This window comes from Actinomadura sp. ATCC 39365 (assembly GCF_054392275.1).
In genome coordinates this window covers 378,483-391,611 of the sequence record NZ_CP184335.1, presented here as the reverse complement: position 1 = coordinate 391,611, position 13,129 = coordinate 378,483, and the positions used below count along the sequence as shown (strand labels likewise).

At 70.3% G+C, this 13,129-nt stretch carries 14 protein-coding genes; 10 read left to right on the top strand and 4 right to left on the bottom strand.

From position 1 onward, the window contains the following. The first annotated feature begins 4 nt into the window (after positions 1 to 4). The 6 genes from ACNF49_RS02140 (at position 5) to ACNF49_RS02115 (ending at position 5,455) form a co-directional block, all read left to right on the top strand. On the top strand, positions 5 to 304 hold the full coding sequence (locus tag ACNF49_RS02140; RefSeq protein ID WP_482945712.1) for a winged helix-turn-helix domain-containing protein: 300 nt from the start codon (positions 5 to 7) through the stop codon (positions 302 to 304). Continuing rightward, on the top strand, positions 292 to 1,281 hold the full coding sequence (locus ACNF49_RS02135) for a hypothetical protein (protein WP_482942644.1): 990 nt from the start codon (positions 292 to 294) through the stop codon (positions 1,279 to 1,281). The genes ACNF49_RS02140 and ACNF49_RS02135 overlap by 13 nt, the downstream gene beginning before the upstream one ends. An 8-nt stretch (positions 1,282 to 1,289) precedes the next feature. Continuing rightward, positions 1,290 to 2,765 (top strand): oligosaccharide flippase family protein, encoded by a 1,476-nt coding sequence (locus ACNF49_RS02130; protein WP_482942643.1) that lies wholly within the window; start codon positions 1,290 to 1,292, stop codon positions 2,763 to 2,765. Between the two features lie 15 nt (positions 2,766 to 2,780). Then, positions 2,781 to 3,659, top strand: coding sequence for a glycosyltransferase family 2 protein (locus tag ACNF49_RS02125; RefSeq protein WP_482942642.1), 879 nt, complete (start codon positions 2,781 to 2,783; stop codon positions 3,657 to 3,659). A gap of 7 nt (positions 3,660 to 3,666) precedes the next feature. Beyond that, on the top strand, positions 3,667 to 4,488 hold the full coding sequence (locus ACNF49_RS02120; RefSeq protein ID WP_482942641.1) for a class I SAM-dependent methyltransferase: 822 nt from the start codon (positions 3,667 to 3,669) through the stop codon (positions 4,486 to 4,488). Positions 4,489 to 4,609: 121 nt separating this feature from the next. Continuing rightward, positions 4,610 to 5,455 (top strand): hypothetical protein, encoded by an 846-nt coding sequence (locus ACNF49_RS02115; RefSeq protein WP_357966494.1) that lies wholly within the window; start codon positions 4,610 to 4,612, stop codon positions 5,453 to 5,455. Between the two features lie 6 nt (positions 5,456 to 5,461). Here the strand turns inward: ACNF49_RS02115 and ACNF49_RS02110 are convergent, their stop codons facing one another. Then, positions 5,462 to 6,589, bottom strand: a complete 1,128-nt coding sequence (locus ACNF49_RS02110) for an acyltransferase family protein (protein WP_357966497.1) — start codon at positions 6,587 to 6,589, stop codon at positions 5,462 to 5,464. Between the two features lie 142 nt (positions 6,590 to 6,731). On the opposite strand from ACNF49_RS02110, the gene ACNF49_RS02105 reads away from it, so the two are divergent. Both ACNF49_RS02105 and ACNF49_RS02100 read left to right on the top strand, forming a co-directional pair. After that, positions 6,732 to 7,667: a hypothetical protein gene (locus ACNF49_RS02105; RefSeq protein WP_482942640.1), complete on the top strand. Its 936-nt coding sequence runs from the start codon at positions 6,732 to 6,734 to the stop codon at positions 7,665 to 7,667. Positions 7,668 to 8,351: 684 nt separating this feature from the next. Further along, positions 8,352 to 9,740 (top strand): O-antigen ligase family protein, encoded by a 1,389-nt coding sequence (locus ACNF49_RS02100; protein WP_482942639.1) that lies wholly within the window; start codon positions 8,352 to 8,354, stop codon positions 9,738 to 9,740. Here the strand turns inward: ACNF49_RS02100 and ACNF49_RS02095 are convergent. The 3 genes from ACNF49_RS02095 to ACNF49_RS02085 are packed head-to-tail and all read right to left on the bottom strand — an operon-like array spanning position 9,629 to position 11,101. After that, a complete protein-coding gene (locus ACNF49_RS02095) occupies positions 9,629 to 10,177 on the bottom strand; it encodes a dTDP-4-dehydrorhamnose 3,5-epimerase family protein (protein WP_482942638.1) in 549 nt (182 codons plus the stop codon). The two genes, ACNF49_RS02100 and ACNF49_RS02095, sit on opposite strands and share 112 nt — an antisense overlap. Before the next feature lie 31 nt (positions 10,178 to 10,208). Further along, the gene (locus ACNF49_RS02090; protein WP_482942637.1) at positions 10,209 to 10,739 is read right to left on the bottom strand and encodes a glycosyltransferase family 2 protein; all 531 of its coding nucleotides are present in this window, start codon (positions 10,737 to 10,739) and stop codon (positions 10,209 to 10,211) included. After that, positions 10,634 to 11,101 carry a glycosyltransferase family 2 protein gene (locus tag ACNF49_RS02085; protein ID WP_498701857.1) on the bottom strand — a complete coding sequence of 156 codons (468 nt, stop codon included), beginning with the start codon at positions 11,099 to 11,101 and terminating at the stop codon, positions 10,634 to 10,636. Before ACNF49_RS02085 ends, ACNF49_RS02090 begins: the two co-directional genes overlap by 106 nt. Positions 11,102 to 11,237: 136 nt before the next feature. Between ACNF49_RS02085 and ACNF49_RS02080 the strand changes: the two genes are divergently transcribed. Both ACNF49_RS02080 and ACNF49_RS02075 read left to right on the top strand, forming a co-directional pair. Beyond that, positions 11,238 to 12,053: a 2OG-Fe(II) oxygenase gene (locus tag ACNF49_RS02080; RefSeq protein ID WP_357966512.1), complete on the top strand. Its 816-nt coding sequence runs from the start codon at positions 11,238 to 11,240 to the stop codon at positions 12,051 to 12,053. Beyond that, positions 12,050 to 12,970 (top strand): right-handed parallel beta-helix repeat-containing protein, encoded by a 921-nt coding sequence (locus ACNF49_RS02075; protein ID WP_498701855.1) that lies wholly within the window; start codon positions 12,050 to 12,052, stop codon positions 12,968 to 12,970. The genes ACNF49_RS02080 and ACNF49_RS02075 overlap by 4 nt, the downstream gene beginning before the upstream one ends. The last annotated feature ends 159 nt before the right edge of the window (positions 12,971 to 13,129 follow it).

Here is a 13,129-nt window from a genome sequence, read left to right as displayed (position 1 = left end):
GGCCATGGAGGACACCCTGGAGACGCTGTGGAGCGCCGTACGGGTCCTGGAGGGCAACCGCCGCTACCAGAACCTCAGCCCGTACGGCGAGCCCCAGCTCGGGGCGCGCGGCCTGTACGGCTCGCTGGGCGGCCGCAGTGACACGAAACAGGCCCAGATGGCGATGTTGTGGGTGCTCAACCTTTCCGACGGGCGGCACAGCCTGCTCGACATCGCGGAACGGTCGAACCTGCCGTTCCAGGCATTGGCGGACGCGGCGAACGCCCTGCAGAACGCGGGCCTGCTGAAGGAGTGGGTGGATTGAGCCTGGCGCTGAAAGTCGGCGACGTGGTCGAGGTTCTCAGTGCTGACGAGATCCTGGCGACCCTCGATGAGCGCGGAGAGCTGGACAGCCTCCCGTTCATGCCGGAGATGCTGCGGTTCTGCGGGCAACGGCTGACCGTCCACAAGGTGGCCAACAAGCTCTGCGACACGATGACCAGGACCGGGATGCGGAAGATGGAGGACGCCGTCCACCTGACCGGCTCCCGCTGCGACGGCACGGCCCACGGCGGTTGCCAGACGGCCTGCCTGCTCTACTGGAAGACGTCCTGGCTGCGGAAGGTCGACGGGCCGCCCACGGCCGAGGAGCGGGTGCGTCCCGAGCGGCCGCTGCTGCCGCTGCTGGAGGTCAACACCCGCAAGGAGCCGGCGCCGGACGGCGAGGAACGGTTCCGCTGCCAGGCGACCGAGCTGCTGCGGGCCGCCCCCGAGCTGCTCCCGTTCCGCGACCTGGGCCAGTACGTCACGGACGTCCGGGTGGGCAACGCCGGGATCGCCTCGACCGTCCGGACGTTGTTCTTCGGCCTGTTCAACCGCTACCAGCGGCTGTCCAGGAAGTTCCCCCGGGCGCTGCGCTTCAGAGGCGGCCTGGACTGGGGGTTCGTGCAGCCCGGCCCGCACACCGGCCCGGCCCCGACCGGGACGACCGACCTCCAGCCGGGCGAGCTGGTCCGCGTCAAGTCCAAGGACGAGATCGTCGCCACGCTCACCACCAAGGGGTTCAACCGGGGGCTGGGCTTCGAGGAGGACATGGCCCGGTCGTGCGGCAAGGTCGCCCGGGTCACCGCGCGGGTCGAGCGCTGCATCGACGAGAAGACCGGAAAGCTGCTTGAGATGAAAAATCCGTGCATCGCCTTGGACGGAATCATCTGCGACGGTGTGTACAAGTCCAACTGCCCCCGCGCGTTCATCCCGTTCTGGCGGGAGATCTGGCTGGAGCGGGTCAACGAGCAAAAGTAGGGCACAGCATGGTGGATCAGGCGAGCCCGGACATCAGTGACATTGGGCGCAAGGCGGGTCGAGGGGCGGTGTGGAGCCTGCTCGGCACGCTCGTCACCCGTGCGGGCTCGTTCATCCTCGGGCTGATCCTGGCCCGGCTCCTCGCACCCGCGGACTTCGGCACGTACGCCGTCGCGCTCGCGGCCACCCAGTTCGTCATGGTGGTCAAGGACGTCGGCGTCATGTCGGCCGTCGTGCAGTGGCGCGGCCGGCTGGAGGACATCGCGCCCACGGCCACGACGCTCACGATGATCTCCGCGCTCGGCCTGTACGGGATCTTCTGGACCGGGGCGCCGTACTTCTCGGCGCTGGCCGGCAGCGAGGAGGCCACCTCCGTGGTGCGCATCCTCACCGCGGTCATCCTGGTCGAGGCGGTCACCGCGGTGCGCAGCGCGGCCCTGCTGCGCTGGTTCCGCACCGGCAAGAACGCCAAGGCGGTCCTCGCCGGCTTCCTGGTCAACGCGCCGGTGGCCATCGTGCTCGCGGTCAACGGCGCCGGGGCCTACAGCTTCGCCTGGGGGCAGCTCGCCGGGGCCGTGGTCACCGGCGTCTTCATGCTGATCTACGCCCGGCTGCCCTACCGGTTCGGGTTCGACCGGCACATCGCGGGCCGGCTGCTGAGGTTCGGGATCCCCTCGGCGGCCGGGATCGCCCTGGAGGTCCTGCTGCTCAACGTGGGCTACATCATCGTCGGCAACATCATGGGCGAGTCGTGGCTCGGGTTCTACCTGATGGCGTTCAACGTGTCGAGCTGGGTGCCCGGCATCATCGGCAGCGCCATCCGCATGGTGTCGATCGCCGGCTTCTCCCGGCTGGCCGAGCGGGACGAGGAGTCGTTGTCGATCGGTGTCCAGCGCAGCGTGCCGCTGCTCATCGCCATGGTGCTGCCGCTGGCCGTGTTCATGGCGGTGCTCGCGCACTCGCTGATCATCTTCATCTACGGCCCGGACTGGGAGCAGGCCGCCGGGGTGCTGCGCTTCCTGGCGGTCCTGATGGTGGTGCGCATGCTCACCGCGTTCGCGCTCGACATCCTGAACGGCCAGGGCGCCACCCGCTCGACCGTCTGGATGAACCTCGGCCACGCCGCGGCGATGATCCCCGCGGTCATCGCCGGCACGCACCTCGACGGCATCCGCGGCGCCGCGATCGGCCAGGCCACCGCCGCCGTGCTGGTCGCGCTGCCGCTCGCGATGATCGCCGTGCAGCGGGCCGGGGTCCGGCTCCGGCCGGTGCTGCCCGGTCTCGTACGCCCGGCGGTCGGGGCGGTGGTCTGCGCCGCCGTCATGCTCGGCCTGGCGAGCCTGACCCACGGCAGCCCGTTCGTCCAGCTCGTCCTGGCCGGCGGCGGCGGCCTGCTGGCGTACATGCTGGTCGTGGTGACCCGCGACCAGTTCCACCTAGTGAGCGCCCGTCTGGTGCGGCTGCTGCCCGCCCGCGCGCGCTGACCCCGAGGAGAGACGATGCTGGTGTCCATCGGAATCCCGGTACGCAACGGTGCGGACCGGCTGGAGACGGCCGTGCGCTCCGCGCTCGCCCAGGATCACGCCGAGCTGGAGGTCGTGATCTCGGACAACGCCTCCACCGACGGCACGCAGGAGCTCTGCCGCGAGCTGGCCCGCCAGGACGACCGCATCGCCTACTACCGCCAGCCCCACGACCTGCACGTGGTCGGGAACTTCGTGGAGGTGCTGCGCCGCGCACGTGGCGAGTTCTTCCGCTGGATGGGCGACGACGACCTGCTCGAACCCGACTACGTCGCGCGCACGCTGGAGCCGTTCCTGGCCGACGAGCGGCTCATCCTGGTCACCTCCGACGTCCGGTACACCGGCGCGGACGGGACCGTCCACGAGCCGCGCTACCGCGGCACCCGGATGCTCTCCGACGACCCGGTCGACCGCCTCGACGAGCTGTGGGACGTGGTCACGACCCAGCACCACGGCCTCGACCCCCTCTACGGGCTGATGCGGCGCGAGCGGGTGGCCGCCGTGCCGAGACCGCTGATGATCCGCGAGGACGAGGTCTACGCCACCATGCTGGCGCTGGCCGCGCCCTGGGGGCACGTCCCGCAGGTGCTGGCCCATCGCAACCTGCGCGAACGCCGTCTGTCCGGGATCGCCGCGGCGCTCGGCGTGCCCGCCTGGACCGCCCATTTCGCCACCACGCTGCAGTTCCGGGCCATGCACCGGGCCCTCGGCGGCACGGAACTGTCGGCGGAGCAACGCGCCCGCGCGCGGGCCGTGCTGCTGCGCACGTACTGGCGGCGCCAGCAGCAGATGCTGACGCACCGCAGCCGAAAGATCGCCGGGTTGGCGGCCCGACTCGTCTCCTCGAAAGGGTGAAACCCTCGTGCTGATTCGCATCGTGCGGCTGCTCATGCAGCCGGGCCGTATCCTGCTGGCCGTCATGCGACGCCTGCCGTTCGGCTCCCACGAGCTGCGCTGCGCGCTCGACCTCTATCCGCGGCCGCACTACGCGTACGGCGTCCAGCAGGCGGCCGAGCTGGCCAGGCGGCTCGGCGTCGGCCGGATCAGCGTGGTCGAGTTCGGCGTCGCCGGCGGCGCGGGCATGGTCGAGCTCAACCGCATGGCGGCGCTGGCGACGGCCGCGACCGGCGTCAAGATCGACGTGTACGGCTTCGACACCGGCGCCGGCCTGCCCAAGCCCACCGACTACCGCGACCTGCCCTACATCTGGCGCGAGGGCGACTTCGTGATGGACGTCGAGGCCCTGCGCGCCCGCCTGGGAGCGGCGCACCTGATCCTGGGCAACATCGAGGACACGGTCGGGCAGTTCCTGGACGGCGAGCACCCCGCGCCCATCGGCTTCGTCTCCATCGACGTGGACTTCTACTCCTCGACGGCGGCGGCGCTCAGGCTGTTCGCCGGCGACCACCGCTACTTCCTGCCCCGCGTGTTCGTCTACCTGGACGACACCGTCGGCGACGACGACCAGGTCATCCACAACGACTACGTCGGCGAGCTGAGCGCGATCCGCGAGTTCAACGAGGACAACAAGGCGATGAAGCTGGCCCCGATCCACGGCCTGCGGCACAAGCGCCCGGTCCCCGCCCCCTGGAACGACAACATCCAGGCGCTGCACCGGTTCGACCACCCCGACTACTCGACCTATGTCGCCCGTCCGGACACCGAGACACAATTGCCGCTGTGAGTCCCTGTAACGAAGAAGCGGGCATCGGCGAGAGAAAGGAAAAGAACGACGCGAGGGGGTAAATCTCGCTATGTCCGTTATATTAACCAATAGCCGAATTCGGGATGATGTTCGGCGCCAAATGATCTTCAAAGGGGACGTGTTCCTCTACTCCGCCACCCCCGCCTCGACCAAGCTGATCGAGTTCGCCCGCGAGCTGATCGAGGAGGCGTTCGGAGCACGCGACCCGCAGACCGCCCAGTACGAGATGCCGGTGGAGGACTTCGCCGCGCTGCTCGCCGAGCTCAAGCCCCGCTTCATCCATCATCCCACCAGCAAGAAGCTGATCGGCGCCCTGCTGGAGGAGCTCGGCATGGCGCTGGACCAGACCTACTTCGACGTGCCGCGGCTGCGCACCTCGACCGCCGACCACTACCTCGACTCGGGCATCTCCTACGCCTACCACGCGCACAGGGACTGCTGGTACTCCGCGCCGTTCTGCCAGGTCAACTGGTGGATGCCCATCTATGAGGTGGTCCCGGAGAACGTCTTCGCCCTGCACCCGCAGTACTTCGACCGTCCCGTGCTGAACGGCAGCGGGCGCTACGACTACGCGGAATGGACCGCGGTGAGCCGGCCCACCGCCGCGCAGCACGTCCACAGCGACACCAGGGAGCAGCCCAAGCCGGAGGAGACGCTCGACCTCGACCCCGAGCTGCGGCTCGTCCCCGAACCGGGCGGCATGATGCTGTTCTCCGGGGCGCATCTGCACTCCACCGTCGCCAACACCTCCGGCAGGACCCGCTTCAGCATCGACTTCCGCACCGTCCACATCGACGACGTCCGCACCCGCGCCGCCGCCCCCAACGTGGACGCCGCCTGCCGCGGCACCACCCTGCGCGACTTCCACCGGGCCGACGACCTGTCGCGCATCCCCGAGGAGCTCGCGGCGGCCTACGAGGCCGAGGCGCTGGCGAAGATCACCTGATCCGGGTCACCTGAACCGCGCCCGCGCGGCCTCGCGCAGGCTCCGCCAGCCTCTGTGCCGCTGGAAGGGCAGCTCGAAGACGGACGCGAACAACCACGCCACTCCCACGCTCGCCGGCACGGCCAGGGCGAGCGTGAGGAGGAAGGCCGGCATCCCCGGCGGCACGCGCGGAGCCACGACCAGCCGGTTGACCATGACGACCAGCGGCGCGTGGATCAGATAGAGGCTGTAGGAGAACGAACCGAGCCGCCGTACCGGACGGGTGTCGAGCAGCCGGACGAGCCAGGAGGGCCGGCCCGTGGCCACGCCCGCCAGCAGCAGACCGGCGGCGGGCCCGACGGCCAGGTCCACCCAGAAGAAGTGCCCGACCACCCACGCCGGACCGGCCACCACCACCAGCGCGAGCACCGGCAGCGCGGCCGCCGCGGCCAGCCAGTGCCAGGGCAGCCGCCCGGCACGCTCCGACGCCCGCACCACCCCGGCGCACACCGCGCCCACGGCGAACAGCGCGGCGAACTGCGGGGTCAGCCGCATCAGCAGCTCCACGGCCGGCACGTACGGCGCCAGCGCCCCCACAGCCACCACGACCAGCGTCACCGCGCCCAGCATCACCGCCGCGCCCCACCGGCGCAGCACCAGCAACATCAGCGGGAACACCAGGTAGAGCTGCGCCTCGACGGCGATCGACCACATGGCGCCGTTGGGGCTGGGGGAGCCGAAGACGTCCTGGAGCAGCAGGCCGTAGATGAGCACCGACTGCCCGGTGGGCACCTGCTGGCCGGGCTGCGGGATCACCGTCCACGCGATCACCAGGCTGAACAGCAGCGCCGCCCAGTACGGCGGCAGGATGCGCCAGGCCCGCCGGTTGAAGAACGTGGGGAGGCTGCCGAGCCGCCAGCCGGACCGGGCGGGCGAGACCGCGAGGGAGAACCCGGACAGCACGATGAACACCACGACCGCGAAGTGCCCGTAGAGCAGCCACCCCGTCCACCAGGGCGCGTCGTTGACCGGGAACCCGGGGAACGACAGCAGCCAGCAGTGGTGCAGGACCACGAACAGCGCGGCCAGCCCCCGTAACCCGTCGAGCCCGGCGAGCCTGCTCCGTGTCGCCGGACGCTCAATTGTCAGCCCCACCGAAAGCCCCCGTCGCCGTAGTCGTAGGTCTATCGCGGCGATCACGTCCGATGTAACCGATCTGGGGGGATGTAACGTCTGCCAGTGATTGGGCGATGGTCCGCTATAGGGCAAGTTCGCTGATGCGGGGGAACGTACCAAAATGGAGTTCTGGAAGGCGATTCTTGGTCTTCTCCGACGAATTCTGATAGGCCCGCCGCTGATTCTCCTGTCGATCCTGGTGGGCGGCGTGGTGTACGTCGTCCTTCCGGCCCACTACACGACCGACGTCTCCCTCGTCCTCGCGACCCCGGTGAACGGCGGCACGGTCAACAGCGACAAGACCAAGCAAGGGCTGACCAACCCCTTCCTCTCCTTCAACGACGCCCTCAAGACCGGGGCCAGCATCGTCATCCTCGCGATGAACACCCAGGACGTCTGGACCGAGCTCGGCGCCCCCAAGGACGGCCCGACCGAGATCACCATCGACGACGGGCGCACCAACCCCAACGTCCTGGACATCAACGGGCCCTACATCTACATCAGGGTGGACAGCGAGTCCCCGCGGCAGGCCACGACCGTGCTCATGGCGGCCCGCGAGCGCGTGGCGACCGAGCTGTTCAAGTGGCAGAAGACGCTCGGCGCGCCGCCGAACACCTTCATCACCTCCACCGACATCGTGCCGCCGTCCCAGCCTGAGGCCGACCACAGCGTGAACTGGCAGGGGGCGATCGGCGGCGCGCTGCTCACCCTGTTCCTGGGCCTCGGCATCGCCTACGGCGTGGTGGTCCGGCGTGAGCCCCGGCAGCGCCGCCGGCCCGAGCTCGCCGCCCCGGCCGCGCCCCCGCCCCCGCCCCCGTTCCGATCCCGGTTCCGGTCGCGGTGCCCGAGCCGGTCGAGGCCCAGGCGAGCGAGCCCGCCGAGCTCCCGGTCCTCGACGAGGACAGCTCGGCCACCATGGAGTTCCCCGCCTACCGGGCCGGCCCGCTGTCGCCCGTCCCGGGGCCGAGGAAGGCGAACCAGGACGACGGCGAGAAGTGAGGGCCCGCCATGGACTTCTGGGCGACGGCGAAGATCCTGTTCAAGCGCTGGTACGTGACGGTCCCCGCGTTCCTGCTCACGGTCGTGACGGCCCTCGGCGTCTTCGCCGTCGCGCCCAAGACCTTCATCTCCAGCTCGGCGCTCGTCCTGACCCTGCCGGTGACCGGCGGCAGCGTGCCGAGCGACCCCAAGTTCCCCAACCCGCGCACCAACCCCCTGGTCTCCTTCGACCAGGGGCTCAGCATGACCTCCTCGATCCTCATCCAGGCGCTCAACACGCCCCAGACGGCCGCCGCGCTCGGCGCGCCCATCGGCGGCGACGTCACGCTCAAGATCACCAGCGGTGGCACCAACCCCGAGCTGATGCCCGCGACGCCGTTCATCGTGATCGTCTGTGAGGCGCCGAGCGCCGAACTGGCCCACGGCATCGTCGTGAAGGTCACCGCACTGGCCCAGAAGGAGCTGCGGGCCCGGCAGCAGCAGGTCAAGGCGCCGCCCACCACGTACGTGACCGCCACGGTCGTGGTGCCGCCGACCGCGCCCGACGAGAAGAAGGGCAGCCGCATGCGCAGCGCCGTCATCACCGGCGCGCTGGCGTTCTTCATGAGCCTGTTCGCCGCCTTCGCCGTCGAGAGCTTCGCCCGGCACCGCCGGTCACGCCGGGGGCCGCGGGCGGTTCCGTGCGGTTCGAGCCCGCGCTCGCCAACGGCGCCAGGACGCCGGCGGGACACGAAGGATGACCGTGACCACCCTGCCGCGGCGCGCCGACGGCGCCACCCTGGCCTGCCTGTTCGTGCTGTTCCTGCTGATCCTGCCGGCCCGCCCGGCGGTCGCCGGGCTGCCGCTCTCGCTCACCCCGGCCGAGATCATGGCCCTGTTCCTGGGCCTGGTGTGGGTGTGCGCCCAGATGGTCGGCACGACCGGCGTCGCCAAGGGCGGCAACCCCGTCCGCACCTCGATCTTCGTCTACGGCATGCTCCTGCTGGCCGTCTACGGCTACACGACCTACCGCTACCTGCCCTCCGACGAGCTCAACCTGGCCGACCACACGCTGGTGCTCTACCTGGGGTACGCGAGCCTGCTGCTGGTCATGTGCGACGGGATCGGCAACCGCGAGCGCCTCGACTTCGTGCTCAAGGCGGTCGTCATCGGCGGCACGTTCGCCGCGATCGTCGCGTTGCTGCAGTTCCGGCTGGACTTCGACCTCACCGAGTACATGCGCGTCCCCGGCCTGCGCCACTCCTCGGTCGAGGAGGTGCCGACCGTGATCTCCCGGTCCGACCTGCGCAGGGTCGCCGGCACGCTCGGCCACCCGATCGAGTTCGGCGCGCTGTCGGCGATGCTGCTGCCGCTGGCCGCCCACCTCGGCTTCCAGGCGCGCAGCCGGGGCCAGGCCGCGACCCGCTGGTGGATCTGCGCGGGCGTCATCGCGGCCGGCCTGATGTTCTCGGTCTCCAGGACGGCCGTGCTCGGCCTGGCCGGGGCCGGGCTGATCCTGCTGCTCGGCTGGTCCAACCGGCGGCGGATCGTCACCATCGGCGCGTTCGTGGTGTTCCTGGGCTTCATGAAGGTGCTGGCGCCGGGCCTGATCGGCACGTTCTACAACCTGTTCGCCGGCGCGGGCGAGGACAGCAGCGTCATCTACCGCACCCACGACTATCCCTTCGCGATGCGGGAGTTCGCCAAGAGCCCGGTCTTCGGCCGCGGCCTCGGCACCTGGTACCCCTTCAAGCACCAGGTGTTCGACAACCAGTACCTGCTGTCCCTGGTGGAGACCGGGGTGGTCGGCGTGCTGGGGTTCGTCGGCGTGATCGTGTGCGGGATCGTCGTCGCCCTGCGGGTGCGCCGCATGAGCACCGACCCGAACGTGCGCAACCTCGGCCTGACCATCGCCGCCTGCCTGGTGATCCCGCTGCTCGGCGCGGCCACCTTCGACCTGCTGTCCTTCCCCGGCATCACCAGCGTGCTGTTCCTGCTCGTCGGCGCGGCCGGGGCGCTGATGCGGTTCGAACGCCGCGATCAGGAGGCCAGGATGGTCCTGAGCTCCTTCCACGAGCCCGCCGACCTGTCGCGCTCGCTGATCGCGGTCACCGGCAACGGCCACGGCAGTGCGAGGTCGGGGTCGTCGTAGCGGACGGCCAGGTCCTCGGCCGGGTCGTGCTCCCTGTCGATGCGGTAGCAGACGTCGGCCTGCTCGGTCAGCGCCTGGTAGCCGTGCAGCACGCCCGGCGGCACGTACAGGTTGGCGAAGGTCACGTCGTCGAGCCGGACGGCGACGTGCGAGCCGAACGTCGGCGACCCCGGCCGCGCGTCCACCAGGACGTCCAGCACCGCGCCGCGGGCGGCGCGCACCAGCTTGGCCTCGCCGCGCCCCGACCGGCCGTGCATGCCCCTGACCGTGCCGAGCCGCGAGCGCGACTGGCTGTCCTGGACGAACGCCGCATGGTCCAGCCCGTGCTCGGCGGCGATCGCGGCGTCGAAGGTCCTGGTGAACAGGCCGCGGTCGTCGTGGCTCGGCGTCGGCACGAACAGCAGCGCGCCTTCGAGCCCCAGTCGCTCGACTCTCATGGTGTTCCTCTCCTGTGGAAGGGCCCGCGGCTCAGCCCGGCAGGGCCCGCAGCCGGCGGGACGGCCTGAGCAGCGCCACGACCGAGGCCCTGGCCGTACGCCGCCCGGCCGCCGCCCGCATCGCCTCGCCGAGCAGCACGGCCAGGTAGAAGCCCGCGGTCGCGACCCGGCCCCGGCGCCGCCGGAACAGCCGGACGCGGTTGACGGTGAGCAGCGCGGCCAGCATCGGGCTGGTCTTGGCCTCGCCGCCGATGTGCTCGACCACCGCGGCGGGCTCGTACCAGAGGGTCCAGCCGGCGTCCGCGGCGCGCAGCGCGTACTCGGTCTCCTCGCTGTAGAGCAGGAAGGACTCGTCCCAGGGGCCGAGCCGGGCCAGCGCCGTGGCCGAGACGAGCATGGCGGCGCCGGTGGCCCAGTCGGCCGGCCCGGGACGTTCGTATCGGGCCGGATCGACGATCATCTCGCCCAGCGTGCCGATCCGGCCCGCCAGCCGGCCGCCGACCAGCGACTCGGCCAGCGCGCGGCGGACGGCGGGCGTGCGGCGCAGCGAGTGGTGCAGCACCCCCTCGGTGCTGACCAGCCGGGGACCGCGATGCCGGTGCCCGGCCGGTCGAGGACCGCGGCCAGCACGGCCAGCGCGCCGGGGCGCAGGCGGCAGTCCGGGTTCAGGACGAGCACCGCGTCGAGGCCGTCCAGGTCGAGCGAGGCGACCCCGGCGTTGATCGCCGCGGCGTAACCCGCGTTCCGGCCCACCTGAAGAGGCCGTACGGGCAGGCCGGCGGCCTGTTCGGCGATGCCGAGAGAGTCGTCCTTGGAGGCGTTGTCGGCCACGACGACGTCGGTGAGCCGGACTCCCTTCGCGCCCTCGGGCAGGGAGGCCAGGCAACCGCCGAGGACCGGCGCGCTGTTGTAGGTCACGATCACGATCGCGACTCGGGGAGGGCCGGGCGTCACATGTCGCCATCGGCGGCCGGGAATGGATCGTTACAGGTAACAGAAGGCACTGATGAGGCGATGAGGAGGTAGGGGCCGGGTGTCGTAGGAGACGGAGACACATTCCATGCAGGATCTGCAGGCTTTCACCTTCCGCCGGGACGAGCTGTTCCCGCTGGCGGACAAGTACTCCGAGCAGTTCCGTACCGCCTCGCCGTTCCGTCACGTGGTCATCGACGACTTCCTGCCGCCCGAGGTGCTGGAGCCCGTCCTCGACGAGTTCCCCGAGCCGCGCGACGCCACCTGGCAGCGGTTCGACAGCGCGCGCGAGGTGAAGCTGGCGCTGGCCGACACCGAACGCATGGGGCCGGCCACCCGGCGCCTGCTGGCCGAGTTCAACAGCGGCGTGTTCGTCGAGTTCCTGGAGCGGCTGACCGGCATCACGCAACTGGTCTCCGACCCGCACTTCGAGGGCGGCGGCCTGCACCAGATCCGGCCCGGCGGCTTCCTGAAGGTGCACGCCGACTTCAACCGCAGCCGCCGGCTCAACCTCGACCGCCGGCTCAACGGCCTGCTCTACCTCAACAAGGACTGGGAGGAGAGCTACGGCGGGCACCTGCAGCTGTGGAACCAGGACATGACCGAGTGCGAGGGCAAGATCCTCCCGGTCTTCAACCGGTTCGTGCTGTTCGCCACGACCGACGACGCCAACCACGGCCACCCCGACCCGCTCACCTGCCCGGAGGACCGGGCCCGCCGCTCGATGGCGCTCTACTACTACTCCAACGGCAGACCCGACGACGAGGTCACCGACGACCACACCACGCTGTTCAAGCAGCGGCCGGGCGAGGCGTGGAAGAGCAACCTGCGCCAGGTCGCCAAACGCTGGACGCCGCCCGCGCTGGCCGACCTCGTCGGCGGCCGGAGGACCAAGGGCGAGTGAGGTCGTACGTCCGAGGAGGCTGGTGCCTCCTCGCGGTCCTGGTCGTGCTGCTCAGCGGCTGCACCGGGTCCCCCGGCGGGCCCGAGGTCACCCGGTCGCCGGCCGTGGCCACGTCCAGGCCGGGCACACCTCCGCCGTCGAAGCCGGCCGAGCGGGGCTGGCCGGGCGCGCACAACACCGGCGTGCCCGAGGGGGTGGCGCTGCGCGAGTCGGGGTCGATCCGGGTGACCAAGGACGGCACGGTCATCGACGGCGTCGAGGTGACCGGCTACATCACGGTCGAGGCCGACGACGTGGTCATCCGCAACACGCGGGTGCGCGGCACGAAGGGCTGGTGGGGCATCCTCCAGCGCGAGGGACGCACCGGCCTGACGGTCGAGGACACCGAGATCTTCGGCAACGGCAAGGCGCGCACCCAGTTCGGCATTCTCAACCAGGGCAAGCTGATCACCATCCGCCGCGTGGACATCCACACGATCTCCAACGGCATCCTGACCCAGCAGGGCCTGGTCGAGGACTCCTACGTGCACGACCCGAAGTACTACTCCGGCGACCACACCGACATGATCATGTCCACCGGGCCGCCCGCTCCCGGCACCGAGCTGGTCATCCGGCGCAACACGGTGATCAACACCCTCGACCAGACCGGCGCCATCGCCCTCTTCCAGGACTTCGGCGTGGTCAAGGACGTGACGGTCGAGGGCAACCTGCTGGCCGGCGGCGGCTGGTCGCTGTACGCCGGGGCCGGGGTGAAGGGGAAGTCGTCCAACATCAAGGTGATCGGGAACGTCTTCAGCCGCCGCGTCTGGCCCAAGGGCGGAGCGGCGGGGCCGGTTTCATATTGGGATAAAGACGGGCCCGGAAACAGGTGGCACGGGAACACCTGGGAAAACGGCGGCACGGTACAGCCGGGATGACGCCTCTTTGTCGGATTTGCCGTGATAGATGAGAAACATGAGCTTGTTGTGAATTTGGAGGATAACGAGTTTATTTCGGTAAAAGGCACCACTTCTTCTTTCGGCATGGCTACTCTCTCCCCTTGGGGGACTCGGACTCGGCCACGATCGGAAGGAGTC

What these genes read in the sequence shown, in the direction of transcription:
- ACNF49_RS02095 (WP_482942638.1), bottom strand. Translation starts at nt 10,177, where the DNA reads ATGAGAGTCGAGCGACTGGGGCTCGAAGGCGCGCTGCTGTTCGTGCCG.
- ACNF49_RS02130 (WP_482942643.1), top strand. Translation starts at nt 1,290, where the DNA reads ATGGTGGATCAGGCGAGCCCGGACATCAGTGACATTGGGCGCAAGGCG.
- ACNF49_RS02080 (WP_357966512.1), top strand. Translation starts at nt 11,238, where the DNA reads ATGCAGGATCTGCAGGCTTTCACCTTCCGCCGGGACGAGCTGTTCCCG.
- ACNF49_RS02115 (WP_357966494.1), top strand. Translation starts at nt 4,610, where the DNA reads ATGATCTTCAAAGGGGACGTGTTCCTCTACTCCGCCACCCCCGCCTCG.
- ACNF49_RS02125 (WP_482942642.1), top strand. Translation starts at nt 2,781, where the DNA reads ATGCTGGTGTCCATCGGAATCCCGGTACGCAACGGTGCGGACCGGCTG.
- ACNF49_RS02105 (WP_482942640.1), top strand. Translation starts at nt 6,732, where the DNA reads ATGGAGTTCTGGAAGGCGATTCTTGGTCTTCTCCGACGAATTCTGATA.
- ACNF49_RS02140 (WP_482945712.1), top strand. Translation starts at nt 5, where the DNA reads ATGGAGGACACCCTGGAGACGCTGTGGAGCGCCGTACGGGTCCTGGAG.